The sequence below is a fragment of the Leifsonia aquatica H1aii genome, from assembly GCF_000633535.1.
Classification (GTDB): domain Bacteria; phylum Actinomycetota; class Actinomycetes; order Actinomycetales; family Microbacteriaceae; genus Leifsonia; species Leifsonia aquatica_A.
In genome coordinates this window covers 264,600-280,128 of the sequence record NZ_AYMR01000006.1, presented here as the reverse complement: position 1 = coordinate 280,128, position 15,529 = coordinate 264,600, and the positions used below count along the sequence as shown (strand labels likewise).

The following is a 15,529-nucleotide window of genomic DNA, read 5'->3' as shown; positions in this document are numbered from 1 at the left end:
GAGGCCTCACCGAGGCGCGCTCGGGCGGCGCTCCCACCCCGCGTTCTGGGGCCTCTGAACGATTCCTCACGTTTGCAAGGGTGGGATGTCACCATCGCGACCTACCCGAAAGATCCTGATGACGAACTCCAACGCGCCTGCCGGCTGGTACCCGAACCCCGACGACCCCGCTGAGATGCGCTGGTGGGACGGCGCGACGTGGACCGAGCACACCGCCCCACCCGTGGCTGTCACTGCGGCGAGCGCACCGAAACCCACGCGGGCCATCCCCGTCTCCACCTGGATCGGCGGCGGGCTCGCCGCCCTCTTCGCGCTCGCGGCGATCCCGGCCGGTGTCGGCTCGTTCCTGATGTGCGTGGCTCTGATCGCGGGAGGCACCGCCGTCTACACGCTCATCACGAAGCGGCGCGGGTGGGCTCGCCTGCCGCAGTCGCGCCCGATCGCCGCCGCGATCGCCGGCGGCGCGCTCGTGCTCCTCATCACGGGCACCAGCCTGTACTCCGCGGCGCACCCGGAGCCACCCGCCCTTGCGGGGTCGACGATCCAGCCCGCGGCGACGACACCGACGCCCACTCCCACTCCCGCACCGACCGCGACGGGAGAGCCGCTCGATCCGGACACGGCCGTGGCTGCGGACGGCGGACCCGCCGTCGCGATCGCGGACACCAGCAGCACCGCCAAGACGGCCTTCGAGGTCCTCTCGACGATCCCCATCAAGGGGAAGGCCCCGCAGACCGGGTACGCGCGCACCGGTCAGTTCGGTGCGGCGTGGCTGGATGTCGACCACAACGGGTGCGACACCCGCAATGACATCCTCTCTCGCGACCTCACCGGCGTCGTCCGGCAGGGCCCGTGCAGGGTGCTCTCCGGCGCCCTCGACGACAAGTACTCCGGAACGTCGATGGACTTCGTCCGCGGCGACACGACCTCAGCTCTCGTCCAGATCGATCACATCGTCTCCCTGCCGAACGCGTGGGCGACCGGCGCACAGCAGCTCACCCATGCGCAGCGGATCAGCCTCGCCAACGACCCACTGAACCTGATCGCGGTCGACGCGAAGTCCACCGAGAAGAAGGCTGCCGGGGACGCCGCGACCTGGCTGCCGAGGAACACGGCATTCCGCTGCGAGTACGTCGCCCGGCAGATCTCCGTGAAGGCCACCTACGGGCTGTGGGTGACCAGCGCGGAGCATGCCGCGATGACGGCCGTCCTCGCTGAGTGCTCCGGCCAGATGGCACAGTCGTCGACGTTCACGCCGCCCGCCCCGACGCCGACCCCGGAGCCGGTGGCACCGGCACCCGCTCCGGCTCCCGCACAGCCCGCTCCGGCGGCACCCGCCCCGCCGGCACCCGCCCCGGAGGCACCGGCCCCCGCTCCGGCGCCGAATATGTACTACCAGAACTGTGATGCCGTTCGTGCTGCGGGCAAGGCGCCGCTCTACGCGGGAGAGCCCGGATACTCACGCAAGCTCGACCGTGACGGAGATGGGATCGCCTGCGAGTAGGACGCCACTCCTGGCTTTTAGAGGAGCCGAGCCAGACGATGACGGCCGCTCGGCGGTGCTCGAGGAACCTCCGACCCCCGTGAAACGATCGGTCCCGTTCCGGACATGTTGCGTGTATGACGACGATCACCGATGACGAGCTCGAGGCGCGCGTGCGAGCCGCCGCTGGCCCGTCGCCCGCGCAGGATCCTGAGGTCGCCGCTCCCCTGACACACGTTCTCGATCAGCTCAGCGACCCTGACGTTCGCTCGGGGCTGGCGACGAAACCGGCGTGGTGGCGCCGCCACCCCCTCCTCGGAGCCACCCTCGGGATCGTGATCGCCGTCGGCGCTGTCGGCGTCCCCGCAGCAGCGGCCGTCGACTGGCTTGCGCACACGGGGATCTTCGGCGGCCACGGCTCGGAAGTCGACGCGTCGGAGTGGATCGGACTGGACGCGTCCGACGCGCCGACTGCCATCCGCGACCTCTACCCCGAGTGGATGCCGCTCCCCGCGGGGACGACGCGTGGCGACGCCGAACTCACTGTCGGATCGCTCTACGAACGAAGCGTGGGCCACGCTCAGAAGGAGTCGCCCGGTCACGTCTTGACGCAGGAGACGGACATCCAGCGCATGTTCGAGAGCTACGGCCGATGCGCGTGGTACCGGGAATGGATCGACGCCGATCAGGCCCAGGACGCTGCGATGCTCGCCCTCGCGAGCAGGACCATCGACGACGCGACCGACTGGCCGGCGACCGTGAGCACCGACGGCGGTGGAGTCGTGGATCACCTGCGTGCGGTCGCACACTCGGCAGCCGCAGGCGATCGGGCCGCCGTGGTCTCCGCGTATGGAATCGACGGGTGCGCTCCGTTCACCGGGAACCTCGCCGGATGACTGTCGGCACTGGCTCCGAGCGAGCGGACGTCGACACCCTCGAACCGTTCGTGCGCGGGATCGCCCCCGACCTTCTCGCCTACTTCTCTCGACGTGTCTGGCCGACCGAGGAGGCGGCGGATTGCCTGTCCGAGACGCTTCTGGTCCTCTGGCGGCGGCGCGCAGACCTCCCGTCCGACGAACACGACCGGCGAGCCTGGGCGTTCGGGGTCGCCAGACGAGTCCTGTCGAACTTCCGACGCGGCGCGATCCGACGGCTGGCCCTGAACGACCGGCTGCGCGAGAACCTGGCCACCGCTGCCGTCTCGTCGGGCGGAGACGAAGCCATCACCGACGCTCTCGCACAGCTCACGGAGAAAGACCGCGAACTGGTCACCTTGATCCTCTGGGACGGATTCGGGGTCGCCGAAGCCGGCGCCGTTCTCGGGCTGAAGCCGGGCACCGCCCGGACCCGATATGCGCGCGCGAAAGCACGGCTCCGGGACCTGTTGGGGTGACAGCAGCCGGCCTCTAGCGCGGCCGAGCACTCTTCGTCACGCCGCCACTCCTCCCAAGATGACTACTGGTGGGGAGGCACAGCCGGGTTGAGCCGATTCAGCGCGGCGAGCATCGGCTCGAACGAGCGGAGCTGTGTGAAGACGACCACCGACTGGTGACCAGGCGCTCGAAGAACGCAGGTGAAGACAGTCCCCCAGAACCTTCCGACACTGGTGATATCACTCACGGGCAGTTCTCCGCTCTTGAGTGGTGCTTTCCAGTGCAACGTCTCACCGACGAGATCGACACGATACGCAACACGGAAGAGCCACCAGTAGACGTTCCATCCAAGGAAACCGAACCAGATCACGAGGAACCACAACGGCGGACCGGCATGGCCTGCCACGGTCTGAACCAGGAGAGATACACCGGCGACAGCCAGGACCGCCATGATGAGCACCAGGAACCCCACCCAGGCGACCGGCAGCGACCAGGTCTCCCCCGCCATCGCGTCCGACTCGTTGCGCGTCATCGATCCCCTCCGGAATGCCGTCGGCTGACAGTACCAGCGTGTCCGGGATTCGTGCGGCAGGTCACGGCTGCTCTGCGTCGACGTCCCGCAGCCGGTTCGGCTCGCGCATCCGATCGCCGGAAGCAGGAGAAGCGAACGGGCCTACAGCGGCACCGGTCGCTCCCTGCACGATGGCCTGCTCTGAATCTGTGGGCACGATGCGGCAAATCCATCGCCGATACGTGAAAACCCCCGAAATCACTGGGATTCCGGGGGTGGTTCGATCGGCGGAGACGGAGGGATTTGAACCCTCGGTCCCCTTGCGGGGACTCCACCTTAGCAGGGTGGTGCACTAGGCCGAACTATGCGACGTCTCCTCGGCGCCCGCGAGCAGGCGCACGACTGCCATCATAACGGACGCGAGCGGCCGCCATGGACACGGGATTCTCAGGCTCCGTATGCGGTGAGGCGCGCGATGTCGTTGAACATGCCGGAGAGGAGGGTCACCGTCCAGATCATCGTGACGATGAACGAGAGCACGGTCACGGCGATCGCTCCCCACAGCGGGGCCATTCCGCGGCGGTCGGCGACGCCGCGGACGATGACGGTGCGGCCGATCACGTAGACCAGGGAGCTGAGGAACGACCACGCCCAGTGGAACGGGCGCACGACACCGCGGCGGGTGAGCTCGCGGTAGTCCAGCCAGCTGAGCACGACGGTGACCGCCCAGATCAGCCAGCCGACGAGCACGAGCACGAAGTACATCGGGCCGCCGAGCAGGACGAAGGGGTCCGGGATGTTCTGGGGCGACGCGTGCATCGTCGTGTAGAAGTACGACGTGAAGTCGAAGCGCAGGAACGGCAGCATCGCGAGGGTGACCAGCGGGAGCAGGACGACCAGCCAGATCCACACGGTGCCGACCGGGGTGGCCGGGTTCAGCGCGGGACGCTTCGGGGCGTAGTGGACCTGAGCGGGCTGGGGGACGACGGGCTGGGAGACGTCCGCGGTCCACTGGGTGCCGTCCCACCAGCGCTGGGGCGCGGCGCCGTACGGGTCGCTGTACCAGCCGGGTGCGGCTCCTCCGGGGGTCCCGTTCGCGTCGGTCATCGTGCGCGCCTCCATCCCGCGGCCCCATCCGGCCGCCCCTGCGACCCTACCGTCACCGCCTCGGACGCCCCGATCGGCACGCCCCGAGTACGGCGCGCCCGACCGGACTCCCTCCGGTCAAGCGGTTCCGGGGTCCGGATCCGCGGCCGTCACCGGGGCCGGGCCGGGGTCGTTCGCGGGAGGGTGCCCCTTCGTGGCGCGCAACAGGGCTGTCACCATCGCGTTGGCGACCGCGATGAGGGGAACGGCGAACAGGGCGCCCGCGACCCCGGCGATGCCGGTGCCGGCGGCCACACCGACCACGACGGCCAGCGGGTGCACCTTCACTGCCCCTCCCACGAGGAGCGGCTGCATGACGTGGGCCTCGAGCAGGTGCACGAGCAGCACGCCGGCGAGCATGATGATCGCCTGCACCGGTCCGGCGAAGACCAGGGCGATGACCACGGCGATGATGCCCGAGACGATGGCGCCGATGACCGGGATGAAGGAGGCCAGCAGCACGACGACGCCGATCGGGATGGCGAGCGGCAGCCCCAGGAAGAACGCGACGAGCCCGATCCCGACGCCGTTCACCGTGGCGACGAGGATCTGCACCCGCACGAAACTGGTCAGCGTCTGCCAGCCCGCGTCGCCCGCGGCGGAGATCGCCGGGCGCCCCCCGCGCGGGAACAGCCGGGTGATCCAGCGCCAGATGCCGCCGCCGTCGATGAGCATGAAGATGGTGGCGAAGACGGCGATGAGGGCACCGGCGAGCAGATGGCCGGTGGTGGACCCGACGCGGACCGCCCCGCCGATGATCTGCCCGCTGTCCTTGCGGATGAGGTCGCCGAGGCTGGCGATGTAGCCGGAGAGCTGCTGGTCGCTGACGCTCCACGGCGGCTGGCGCAGCACGACCCTGGCGCGGTCGTAGGCGGCGACCGACTCCCGCTCCAGCTGCGGGAGGCCGGCCCGCACCTGCCACACGACCAGGGTCACCAGTGCGGCCACGACCGCGGCGAACGCCACCAGCGTCACCACGATCGCCAGCCACTTCGGCCACCGGCGGCGCTCGAGGGCGGCGACGGCGGGCTGCAGCAGCGCGGAGACCAGCAGCGCGACGAGCAGCGGGATGACGATCTCCTGGAACACCATGACCAGGTAGACCACCACCGCCGCGAGACCCAGGATCACGAGCAGCCGCCAGGACCACTCGGATGCTGCTCTCACCCCGTGCGGCACGCTCGACTCGGGGGCGCGACCCCCGTCCGATCGCGGACGACTCCAGCGCAGCTCCATGAGAGGTCTCCTTTCGAACGGCACCACCTCATCCTCACCGCGCGCGGCGCTCCAGCAAAACGGTTGACATCGGACCCCGGAGGTGACGGGTCAGGAATCCATGCCCACCGCGGGCTCGCCGACGAACTGGTGCGCCTCCGCGGCGAGCTCGGGCCAATCCTCGGCATCCGCGATCCGCACCCACGCACCCTTGGCCTCGGCGCGGGCGGCGGGGACGCGGGAGGCGACCTCGCGCCCCACCAGATCGCCCGCCCGCGGGGACGGCAGGTCGACCGCGAGCGTGTCGCCGTCGAGGTAGGCGAACAGGCGCCCGCGCACATGCAGCCCGGTGGCCGTCACGGAGACGTCGAGGTCGGGATCCTGCAGCAGCTGGCTCGCCAGCAGGTCGAAGGCGGTCTCGGGGCTGTCGGTCATGGGGTTCCTCTCGGCCGGATGCGACCCATCCAACTCCCCGCACGGCCGTGCGGCCAGTACCGACCGCGGTGGCGGCACGTCACCAGCCGTGCGTGTTGAACCAGTCGCGCCGGCGTCCCGCCTCGACGCCGGACTCCCCCGGATCGGCCGTGTCGTGCTCGACCAGTCGGCCGGGTGCGTCGAGAGCCACGAAGCGCAGGCAGTTCCGGCACAGGGCGCGGCCGCCCGGGAACCCGTCGGGCAGCGACGCAGCGGGCGACCCGGCGACGCCCGAACCGGGGCAGCGCGGCGGATCGGCCGACAGGTCGCTCCACATCGCGCCGCGGTGACGGTGCAGCCCGGGATGCCCCAACGGCCGGGTGCAGCGCCGGCCGTCGCTGCGGCTCGGGCAGGAGCGCACGGGTTCCATGCGACGAATGTATACCGCCGCCCGGACGCTCCACGGACGCGACGAAGCCCCCGGCTGGGGGCGCCGAGGGCTTCGAGGGCGTAGGGCCGCCCTGCTCTCCTACTTGCCGTAGAAGACGCCGTGGCGGCGCTTGGCCAGCAGGTAGAGCACCAGGCTGATCGCGCACAGCACCGCGACATAGATCGGGAACACGTTGCCGAGCCCGACGCTCTGCAGCCACACGAAGAGATACGACGCGGTGCCGCCGAAGAGCGCGACGCCGACGCCGTAGCCGATGCCGACCGCGGTGCCGCGGCAGTACTGCGGGAGGAGCGAGTTGGCGACCGTGTTGTAGATCGTCAGGTTGAGCAGCAGCACCAGCGAGCCGCCGAGCATCACGGCGGCGAGCGAGCCGACCCCGTTTCCGGTGTAGAGCAGCACGAGGAAGATCGTCGGGATGGCCAGCGCACGGCTGAGGACGAACCAGCGCGAGAGCGCCCACTTGTCCAGGAACCGGCTGAGGACGAGCGCGCCGATCGTCAGCACGACGCTGAGCGTGGTGCTCACCGCGAAGACGCTGGTCGGGTCCTCCTCGAACGTGCCCGTCGCCAGAGACGGCAGCCCGGAGAGCCAGGTGTAGTTGTAGGCCTGGATCGCACCGACCACGAAGATGACCGCGACGATGCTGAGCCAGTAGTGGCGCACGCCGCGCCAGACCCGGATCGACTCGGTGCGGGTGGCGATCGTGCCCGGGTCGGCCACGCCGTCCTCGGACCCGAGCGTCTCGGGCAGCGACCGCCGCAGCCACAGCACGATGAAGCCGAGCAGGCCACCGAGGATGAACGGGATGCGCCAGCCGTACGCGGCCATGCCGGTCGGGCCGAGCAGCGCGCTGGCCGTGAACGCGGTCAGGGGCGCCAGGAGGTTGCCCAGGTTGTTGAAGAACGACATGAACCCGGCGACGTAGCCCGGGCGGTCGGGCACCAGCTCCACGCCGTACGCGTTGCTCAGCGGCGCCTCGATGCCGGTCGAGAAGCCCTGGACGAGGCGCATGACGAGGACGATGATGCCGGCCCAGATGCCGAGCACCTCGTGGGTCGGCAGGAAGCCGATGATCAGGCTGGCGAGCGCGGTGGCGCCGACGGCCCAGAGCATGACGACCTTGCGGCCGATGCGGTCGGCCACGAGGCCGAACACGACACCGCCGACCGGGCGGGCGACGAAACCGACCGCGAAGACGGCGAGAGAGTTCAGTGTCGACGCCGCGGGGCTGGAGCCCGGGAAGAACGCGTTGCCGATGTAGACGGACAGCAGACCGAACATCGCCCAGTCGAACCACTCGAGCGCGTGCCCGGCGCTGAGCGCGAACAGGTTGCGGGTGGTGTGCGGCCGGGAGCCGGCGGGGGTCGAGGAGGAGGTCGCGGGGGCCGCGGTGTCCTGGTTTTCCAACATTCTGTGAGCTCCTTCGCTCATCGCAGATCGGGGAGGTTGGGGGGATTCGGGAGGCTGTCAAAACTATAGTATAGCGATAGCCGCACTCACGGAAAGGGAGCCGACGATGGTTCACACGATGACGACGACCGACGAGACGCTGATCGCGGAGGCCTCGGCCGCGCTGGTCCGGGTGCATGACCCCGCCGCGGTCCGGGTGGCCGCGGCGGTGCGTGGCGCGACCGGTGCGGTGTACCTCGGGGTGAGCCTCCGCTCTCCGCGGGTGAGCGTCTGCGCGGAGAGCACGGCGATCGCGAACGCCAAGCTCGCCGGGGAGGCGGAGCTCGAGACGATCGTGGCGGTCGGGCTCGGCGAGGACGACGTGCCGCGGGTGATCAACCCGTGCGGGGTGTGCCGCGAGCTGGTCCCGGCGCTGGCCCCGGGGGTGCGCGTGCTGGTGGACGCCGGCGACGCGGTGGTCGCCGTCACCTCGCCCGAGCTGCTCCCGATGCCGTGGGTGCGGGCGCGCTCGTACGACTGAGCGCGCCCGGCGCCGCCGGCCCGGCGATCAGCGCCAGGGCAGCGGCCGGCGCAGCACATCGCCGATCAGCTCCAGCACGCCGTCGAAGTCCATGTCGAAGATCACCCGGTGGAGGGGACGCGTCTCGCCCCGCACCGGATGCACGCCGGCGAGGTAGCGGTCGCCGGTCTGCGGGTCCTCGAACGTCTGCAGCGGTCGCTGCACCGACCCGGCCACGAGGTCCGGGCGCAGCAGGCTCGCCACGGCGAGGCTGTCGTTGATGCCCATGATCCGCTTGCCGTCGGGCTGCGGGTACGACCGCGTGTAGAAGCCGGCGTAGTCCGCGCTGATCTTCGTGATCAGCTCCGCCGGGGCGAAGCCGGTCGAGGCCGCGATCTCGAGGAAGAAGTCCTCGGGCACCATGGCCTGACGGGTGACGTAGGGTCCGCACCAGGTGATGTCCCCCTCCCGCGCGGCGACCTCCTGGGCCGCATCGATGTCGAAGGAGACGTTCGGGTCGCGGGAGACGCGGAAGCGCCGATCGGCCCACGGCTCGGTGTCGTGGTAGAGCGCCGGGCCCAGGGTGCCGACGATGGTCGTGCTCCGCAGCCGCTGCATCAGCGCGGGCTCGGTCTGCAGCGCGATCGCCAGGTTGGTCTGCGGGCCGAGGGCGACGTAGTCGATCTCGCCGTCGTGCGCCTCGACCAGCTCGAGGAGGACTGGGACGCCGCGCGGCTCGGCAGGCACCGGTGCGGCTGGCCGCAGCCCGGTGTTGCCGAACCCGTCGTCGCCGTGGATGCCCGCCGACAGGCGCAACTCCTGCTTCAGCGGCGCATCCGCCCCCCGGTAGACGGGCACATCCTGCCGGCCGCAGGTGTCCAGCACGTAGCGGGCATTGTCGGCGGCGCGGTCGCCGTGGGTGTTGCCGAAGACGCTCAGCACGGCGAGGATCTCCACCTCGGGGTCCGCTGCCAGCAGCATCAGCGCCAGGGCGTCGTCCACGCCGGTGTCGGTGTCGACCACGACTTTTCTCATCGGTCCAGCTTCCTTCTCGGTTCGTTCTCGGATGTTCTCGGGTGCTCTCGGAGCGAGGGTGCCGGTCGCGCGGCGTCAGGGGCGGCTGAGCCCGGCCGCGGCGAACGCCTCCTGCGCGGAGGGCTCCGTCAGCAGCCGGGCGAAGTCCCTGGCCGCCTGGGGGGCGCCGGTGCGCGCGCCGATCGCGAAGCGCGCGTACGCCTGGAGTTCGTGCGGGATCGGCTCCACCACGTGCGGACCGGCGACCGAGCGCAGCTCGCTCACCTGCTGCACGGCGATGTCGGCGCGGCCGTCGACGACCGCCTCCGCGGTCAGGCCCGACTCGAACCGCACCGCCCGCTCGTCGAGGCGCTCCAACAGCCCGTGCTCGCGGAGCACCGCGATGAAGTGGAGGCCGCTGGCGCCCGAGAGCGTGTAGGCGACGGCGCGGGCGGCCATCAGGTAATCCAGGAAGGTCTGCGCGCCGGAGTCGGCGGGCGCCGGGGTCTCGGGGAGCCGCGCGAAGCCCACCGCAGAGACCGCGATGTCCTCGATCGCCGCCGCGTCGACGACGCCGTCGCGGGCCAGGTCGCGCACGGACGACGCCACGCCGAGCACGAGGTCCGGGCGGTCGCCGTCCTCGATGCGCTGCAGCAGCCGGGTCGTCGGCTCGAACGTCGCCTCGACACGCACGCCGTGCTCCGCCTCGAAGACCGGGATCACGGTCTCGACCAGCGGCTGGCGGACGACGAGTCCGCTGTAGAGGGTGATCATGGGGTGGGGGCCTTTCCGGTGGTCGTTCGGGGCTGGAGGGCGGCGACCTGTTCGTCGGAGAGCGATGCCGTCCGGAGCCCGCGGGTGAGGAGGAAGAGCTGCGCGGTGTGCTCGAGCTCCTCCAGCGCGTCGAGCGCCTCGGCGAGATCGGCGCCGGCGACGACCGGGCCGTGATTGCGCAGCAGGAGCGCGTGGGAGGCGCGCGCGGCCTCCTCCACGGCGTCCGCGGCCGCGGGGTCGCCCGGAGCGGAGTACGGCAGAAGCCGCAGCGCACCCACGCGCATGCCGTAGTAGGCGGTCAGCGGGGGCAGCGGCCGCTCGGGGTCCAGCCCGTCCAGGCAGGAGAGCGCGGCCGCGTGCACGGAGTGGGTGTGCACGACCGCGTTGTCACCGGGGCGCGCGCGGAGCACGGCGACGTGCAGGAAGGCTTCCTTGGTCGGGCGCGGGCCGGCGAGGTGGGTGCCGGCCAGGTCGACGATGGAGAGGTCCGCAGCGGTCACGTCGCCCAGGCTGACGCCGGTCGGGGTGACGAGCACCCGCTCCCCGTCGCGCACCGCGAGGTTGCCGGTGCGGCCGTGGGTCAGTCCGCGACGGTGGATGTCGTGGGCCACCCGCTCGACGGCCAGGGCGGCGGGGTTCGCGTGGTCGCTCATCGCCCGGCCTCGACCGCGTCGCGCAGGGCGACGTCGACGAACAGTCCGGGCTCGCCGAAGTTGCCCGACTTGAGCACCAGGTGCAGGTCGTGCTCGACGTCGTGGATCCAGGGGGCGCCGAGGGCGGCCTCCTCCCCCACGATGGCCGTCCCGGTGCCGAGGGCGCGGATCACCGCACCCGAGGTCTCGCCGCCGGCGATGAGCATCCGTTGCACGCCGCGCTGCGCCAGTCCGGCCGCGATCCGGCCCGCCGCCTGCTCGTACAGTTCGGCCGCGCCCGCGACGGTGCTCGCGCGCTCGTCGGCGGGGCTGGACGAGTAGAGCAGTCCGGAGGCGCCCTCGGGCAGCTCGTCCCACCAGGCGAGCGCCCGTTCGGCGAGGCTCGTCGCGGTGTCGCCTGCGGTGGCGACGATGTGGTGGGACGGCGCCTCGGTCGCGCGGAAGCGGTCGATCTGCTCCAGCGTGCGTCGCGAGCAACTGCCCGCGATGATCGCGGTGCGCGCGGTGGGCGGAGGAACGGCGGCGGCCTCCGACCGCGGACGGCGCAGCGCCATCGCACCGATCAGCCCCGCGGATCCGGCGACCAGCACCGCGTCGTCGATCGCCTCCGCGAGGGTCGAGAGGTCGTCCTCGCTCACGGCGTCCGCCACGAGCTGGCCGATGCCGTCGGCCTCGGCCGCTGCGATCCGCTCCCGCACCTGCACGGCTCCCGCGCGCACCGCGTCGAGCGGCAGCAGCCCCACAGCACCGGCACTCTGGGGCCGGAGGAGGCGCGGCACCGACGAGTCCCGCATCGGGGTGATCGGGTGCTCGCGCATGTGCGTCTCGTCCAGCAGAGCGTCTCCGACGAAGAGGTGGCCCTGGTAGACGGTCCGGCCGTGCAGCGGGGCGGCGGGCGTCGTCACGACGGTCCGCGCCCCGAGCCGCACGGCCAGAGCTTCGGTGATCGGCCCGATGTTCCCCTCGGCGGTGGAGTCGAACGTCGAGCAGTACTTCACGTAGAACTGGCGCGCACCGCGACGGCGGAGGGCGTCGACGGCCGCCAGGCTCTGGGCGACGGCCTCGGCGGCGGGCAGGGAGCGGGTCTTCAGGCCGACGACGATCGCGTCGACGGCCGAGTCGCCCGCGGCGGCGTCCGCTGCGGTCTCCGCGGCGGTCTCCGGGTCACCGAGGTCGCTGGTCAGGGAGAGCAGGGTGCGCAGCCCGGCCCGGCTCAGGGCGGCGGCGACGTCGGTGGCCCCGGTGACGTCGTCGGCGACGACACCGAGCATCGGGCGGACGGCGGCCCGCGGCGGCGTGCTCATCGGATACGCTCGGCGATCTCGGCGGCGAGCCGCCGCGCGGCCGCGCGCGGACCGTCGAGCACGGGCACGCCGAACCGTTCCGCGAGCGCGTCGGCGGCCGCGGCGAGCGAGTACTGGGCGAGCACCACGAGGTCGTAGGGTTCCTCGACCGCCGCGATGGCCGAGCCGAGCACCGCGTCGAGGCGGTCGCCGGGAGCCGGACGGGCAGCGGCGGACACCACCACCGGCACGACGACGGCGGCGGAGCCTGCGGCGGCGAACGCCTGGGCGAGGCGCTCCGCGCTGTCGGCGGCCGCCGAGTCCAGGGAGGCGACGAGGAGCACGCGCGCCGGCCGGTGCTCGACCGCCTCGGCGAAGAGCGGGCCGTCGGCGGAGAGCACGGCCGCCGGATCGGCGGCGCGATCGCGCACGTCGGCGCGGGCGCCGAACTGCGAGCAGGTCAGCAGCACGCCGTCCGCTCCACCGGCGAGCGCGAGCTCGATCAGGTGGTCCATGCGCGCGGCGAGCGGCGGCGTGATCCCGCCCTGCAGCTCCGCATCGGCGAGCAGGCGGTCGTCGAGCAGGTTCCAGACCGTGCCGTCGGGCAGCGCGTCGGCCAGGGCGGCCGCGGCGGGCGGGATGGCCAGCGGGGTCGCGCTGATCAGGGCGATCTTCACGGGGGCGGTCGCGTCCGCGGGGGTCATCGCGCGATCCTCTCTGTCCAGGCCAGGCCGTCGACGGTGCCCGCGACGGGACCGTACTCGCAGCCGATCCAGCCGTCGTAGCTGCCGGCGGCGATGTGAGCGAGCACCCGGTCGTAGGCGATCTCACCCGTTCCCGGCTCGCCGCGACCGGGGTTGTCCGCCACCTGGATGTGCGCGATGCGCGGGAGCAGCCGGTCGAAGCGGGTGATCAGGTCCCCGCCGTCGACCTGCGCGTGGTAGACGTCGAAGAGCACGCCGACGGTCTCGGGATCGACGGCCTCGGCCACCGCGGCCGCGGTCTCCATCGTCGCCAGGCCGTAGCGCGGCTGGTCGCGCTTGTTGATGGCCTCCAGCGCGATGCGCACCCCCGTACCCCGGGCCCGCTCGGCGGCCCAGCCGATGTTGGCGACGTAGGAGGCGAAGGCGCGGTCCGCGTCGACCCCGTCCGGCCGCAGCCCCGACATGACGTGGACGACCGAGGTGCCGAGCACGGTCGCGTACTGCAGCGCGCGGTCCACGCCCGCGCGGAACTCCTCCCGCGCCTCGGGCACGTACGCCGCCCCCATCACCGTCGGGGAGCCGGCCGGGCCGGCCGGCGTGTTGATCAGCACCTGCTCCAGTCCCGCCGCGTCCAGCAGGCGGCGGACCCGCTCCGCCGGGAGGTCGTAGGGCGACGCGAACTCGACGCCGCTGAATCCGGCGGCCGCGGCGGCGTCGAACCGCTGCTCGAACGGCAGCTCGGTGAACAGCCACTTCAGGTTGGCGGCGAGCCGCACGGGGCCGCCCGCGGTCTCGACGATCATGCGGGCACCGCCTGGTAGTCGGGGTTGACGACGAAGCGGGGCGCATCGCCGGCCAGCACACCGATCACGTTGGCGGCGGCCATCCGGCCGGACTCGCCGCGGGCCTCGCGGGTCGCCCCGGCCACGTGCGTGGTCGCCACGATGCCGGGGGTGTGCAGCAGCGGACTGTCGGCCGGCAGCGGTTCGGCGGCGAAGACGTCGAGTGCCGCCCCGCCGATGACGCCGTCGCGCACGGCGGCGACGAGGGCGTCCTCGTCCACGATCCCACCGCGCGCGGTGTTGACGAGGATCGCGTCGCTCTTCATCGCGGCGAGGCGCTCGGCGTCGATCAGGTTGCGCGTGGAGTCGTCGAGGAAGAGGTGGAGGGTGATGAAGTCGGCCTCGGACACGACCTCGTCGAGGGTGGCGCGACGGATGCCGTTGGCCGCCGCGAAGTCCTCGTCGAAGTACGGGTCGTAGGCGATGACGCGCATCCCGAACCCGCGGGCGATGCCGGCGACGGCCTTGCCGATCGACCCGAGGCCCAGGATGCCGAGCGTGGCACCGTGCAGCTCCCGTCCGGTGAGCTGCTGCCAGCGGCCGGCGGCGAGGTTCTCGATGTTCTCCGGCACGCGGCGCGCGGCGGCGAGCATCAGGGCGAAGACATGCTCGGCGACCGCCTGCCGGTTGGCACCGGCCGTCACGCACACGGGGACCCCCTGCGCGGTCGCGGCGGCGACGTCGACGCTGTCGTAGCCGACACCCGTGCGCACCACGATCTCGAGCCGCAGCGCCTGCTCCAGGTCGGCCGCGCGCAGCGGCTGCGTGCCCGCGATGATGCCCCGCACCTGCGACAGGATGCGCGCCCGCTCCGTCGCGGGCAGGGCCGCCAGCTCCGGCGCGTGGTGCGTGCGCAGCCCCGCCGCCCGCAGCGTCTCGTCGACCTCGTCGCCCGGCTGCAGGAACGCGGTGGTGATCAGGACATCGATGGATTCGGCGGCGGCGCTCACCAGATCCCTCCCTCGTAGTCGGATGCGGTGAAAGCACCGCCGTGGAACCGCGGCGCGGCGGCCGCGTGGTCGACGGCGCCGGCGTGGTCGGCGGCGTCGTCCTGCGGGCGGAAGCCGATCGCGGCCCAGCCCGCCCGGCCGTCCCACCAGCCGTCGGCGTTCGCCGAGCAGCCGTAGACGACCTGGCAGCCGACCGGCCCGCTCTCGATCGCACAGCGGGTGAGCTCGATGCCGTCGCGCCAGCTCAGCCAGAGCGCGAGCTGGCGTCGGTCCTCCGGCTCGGGACGGAAGGTGCCGATGCGCAGGAGCACCGACTCCACTCCCCACTTGTCGTGGTACAGCGACGCGAGCGCCTCGCCGAACGCCTTGGACACGCCGTAGTAGGTGTCGGGGCGCAGCGGTGCGGACTCGTCCAGCACCTCGGAGGCCGGGTGGAAGCCGACCACGTGGTTGGAACTGGCGTAGACCACTCGGCGCACGCCGGCCCGCCGTGCGGCCTCGTAGACGTTGTAGGTGCCGTCGATGTTGGCGGCACGGATCTGCTCGAAGGGCGCCTCGTCGGCGATGCCGCCGAGGTGGACGATGACGTCGATGCCGGCGGCCGCGCGCTCCAGCGCGTCCAGATCGGCGAGATCGCCGACGACGACCTCCTCCCCCGGGTGCAGCGGTTCGTCGGGTGCGCTGCGGGCGTAGAGCACCACGCGGTCGTAGCGGCCGGCGAGTCCCTCGCGGATCACCCGGCCCATCCGTCCGGTGCCCCCGGTGTAGAGCACTGCGGTCATCGTCGTCCCTTCGTCGTGCCGGTCG

At 72.1% G+C, this 15,529-nt stretch carries 18 protein-coding genes and 1 tRNA gene; 4 read left to right on the top strand and 15 right to left on the bottom strand.

Annotation, left to right across the window (positions count from 1 at the left end; all coding sequences use genetic code 11):
• Positions 1-118 precede the first annotated feature (118 nt).
• From U870_RS0105220 to U870_RS0105210, 3 genes are all read left to right on the top strand, one after another.
• Positions 119-1,504: an excalibur calcium-binding domain-containing protein gene (locus tag U870_RS0105220; protein ID WP_025156357.1), complete on the top strand. Its 1,386-nt coding sequence runs from the start codon at positions 119-121 to the stop codon at positions 1,502-1,504.
• Positions 1,505-1,620: 116 nt separating this feature from the next.
• Positions 1,621-2,379: a hypothetical protein gene (locus tag U870_RS0105215; protein ID WP_025156356.1), complete on the top strand. Its 759-nt coding sequence runs from the start codon at positions 1,621-1,623 to the stop codon at positions 2,377-2,379.
• Positions 2,376-2,876 (top strand): RNA polymerase sigma factor, encoded by a 501-nt coding sequence (locus U870_RS0105210; RefSeq protein ID WP_081815171.1) that lies wholly within the window; start codon positions 2,376-2,378, stop codon positions 2,874-2,876. Before U870_RS0105215 ends, U870_RS0105210 begins: the two co-directional genes overlap by 4 nt.
• A 62-nt stretch (positions 2,877-2,938) precedes the next feature.
• On the opposite strand, the gene U870_RS0105205 is transcribed toward U870_RS0105210, so the two are convergent.
• From U870_RS0105205 to U870_RS0105175, 7 genes are all read right to left on the bottom strand, one after another.
• A complete protein-coding gene (locus U870_RS0105205) occupies positions 2,939-3,388 on the bottom strand; it encodes a hypothetical protein (RefSeq protein WP_025156355.1) in 450 nt (149 codons plus the stop codon).
• A gap of 267 nt (positions 3,389-3,655) precedes the next feature.
• A tRNA-Ser gene (locus U870_RS0105200) sits at positions 3,656-3,744 on the bottom strand.
• Between the two features lie 70 nt (positions 3,745-3,814).
• Complete coding sequence (locus tag U870_RS0105195; RefSeq protein WP_029947212.1) at positions 3,815-4,474, bottom strand: DUF2510 domain-containing protein; 660 nt, start codon at positions 4,472-4,474, stop codon at positions 3,815-3,817.
• Between the two features lie 117 nt (positions 4,475-4,591).
• Positions 4,592-5,680 (bottom strand): AI-2E family transporter, encoded by a 1,089-nt coding sequence (locus U870_RS0105190; protein ID WP_162819084.1) that lies wholly within the window; start codon positions 5,678-5,680, stop codon positions 4,592-4,594.
• 159 nt (positions 5,681-5,839) lie between these two features.
• Positions 5,840-6,163, bottom strand: coding sequence for a hypothetical protein (locus U870_RS0105185; protein WP_025156352.1), 324 nt, complete (start codon positions 6,161-6,163; stop codon positions 5,840-5,842).
• 79 nt (positions 6,164-6,242) lie between these two features.
• Entirely contained in the window at positions 6,243-6,572 is a 330-nt protein-coding gene (locus U870_RS0105180; RefSeq protein ID WP_025156351.1) for a hypothetical protein, read from the bottom strand.
• Between the two features lie 99 nt (positions 6,573-6,671).
• Positions 6,672-8,003 carry an MFS transporter gene (locus tag U870_RS0105175; RefSeq protein ID WP_025156350.1) on the bottom strand — a complete coding sequence of 444 codons (1,332 nt, stop codon included), beginning with the start codon at positions 8,001-8,003 and terminating at the stop codon, positions 6,672-6,674.
• A gap of 118 nt (positions 8,004-8,121) precedes the next feature.
• Here U870_RS0105175 and U870_RS0105170 point away from each other — a divergent pair, with 118 nt between their 5' ends.
• Positions 8,122-8,523, top strand: coding sequence for a cytidine deaminase (locus U870_RS0105170; RefSeq protein WP_162819083.1), 402 nt, complete (start codon positions 8,122-8,124; stop codon positions 8,521-8,523).
• A gap of 27 nt (positions 8,524-8,550) precedes the next feature.
• Here the strand turns inward: U870_RS0105170 and U870_RS0105165 are convergent, their stop codons facing one another.
• From U870_RS0105165 to U870_RS0105130, 8 genes are all read right to left on the bottom strand, one after another.
• On the bottom strand, positions 8,551-9,537 hold the full coding sequence (locus U870_RS0105165; RefSeq protein ID WP_081815170.1) for a nucleoside hydrolase: 987 nt from the start codon (positions 9,535-9,537) through the stop codon (positions 8,551-8,553).
• Between the two features lie 75 nt (positions 9,538-9,612).
• Complete coding sequence (locus tag U870_RS0105160; RefSeq protein ID WP_025156347.1) at positions 9,613-10,290, bottom strand: substrate-binding domain-containing protein; 678 nt, start codon at positions 10,288-10,290, stop codon at positions 9,613-9,615.
• A complete protein-coding gene (locus tag U870_RS0105155; RefSeq protein ID WP_025156346.1) occupies positions 10,287-10,943 on the bottom strand; it encodes a class II aldolase/adducin family protein in 657 nt (218 codons plus the stop codon). Before U870_RS0105155 ends, U870_RS0105160 begins: the two co-directional genes overlap by 4 nt.
• Positions 10,940-12,247 (bottom strand): 3-oxo-tetronate kinase, encoded by a 1,308-nt coding sequence (otnK, locus tag U870_RS0105150; RefSeq protein ID WP_205288725.1) that lies wholly within the window; start codon positions 12,245-12,247, stop codon positions 10,940-10,942. Before otnK ends, U870_RS0105155 begins: the two co-directional genes overlap by 4 nt.
• Complete coding sequence (locus U870_RS0105145; RefSeq protein WP_025156344.1) at positions 12,244-12,930, bottom strand: hypothetical protein; 687 nt, start codon at positions 12,928-12,930, stop codon at positions 12,244-12,246. Before U870_RS0105145 ends, otnK begins: the two co-directional genes overlap by 4 nt.
• Positions 12,927-13,733 (bottom strand): hydroxypyruvate isomerase family protein, encoded by an 807-nt coding sequence (locus U870_RS0105140; RefSeq protein ID WP_025156343.1) that lies wholly within the window; start codon positions 13,731-13,733, stop codon positions 12,927-12,929. The genes U870_RS0105145 and U870_RS0105140 overlap by 4 nt, the downstream gene beginning before the upstream one ends.
• Positions 13,730-14,722 carry a phosphoglycerate dehydrogenase gene (locus U870_RS0105135; protein WP_029947210.1) on the bottom strand — a complete coding sequence of 331 codons (993 nt, stop codon included), beginning with the start codon at positions 14,720-14,722 and terminating at the stop codon, positions 13,730-13,732. Before U870_RS0105135 ends, U870_RS0105140 begins: the two co-directional genes overlap by 4 nt.
• Positions 14,719-15,504 (bottom strand): NAD-dependent epimerase/dehydratase family protein, encoded by a 786-nt coding sequence (locus tag U870_RS0105130; protein WP_025156341.1) that lies wholly within the window; start codon positions 15,502-15,504, stop codon positions 14,719-14,721. The genes U870_RS0105135 and U870_RS0105130 overlap by 4 nt, the downstream gene beginning before the upstream one ends.
• Between the last annotated feature and the right edge of the window lie 25 nt (positions 15,505-15,529).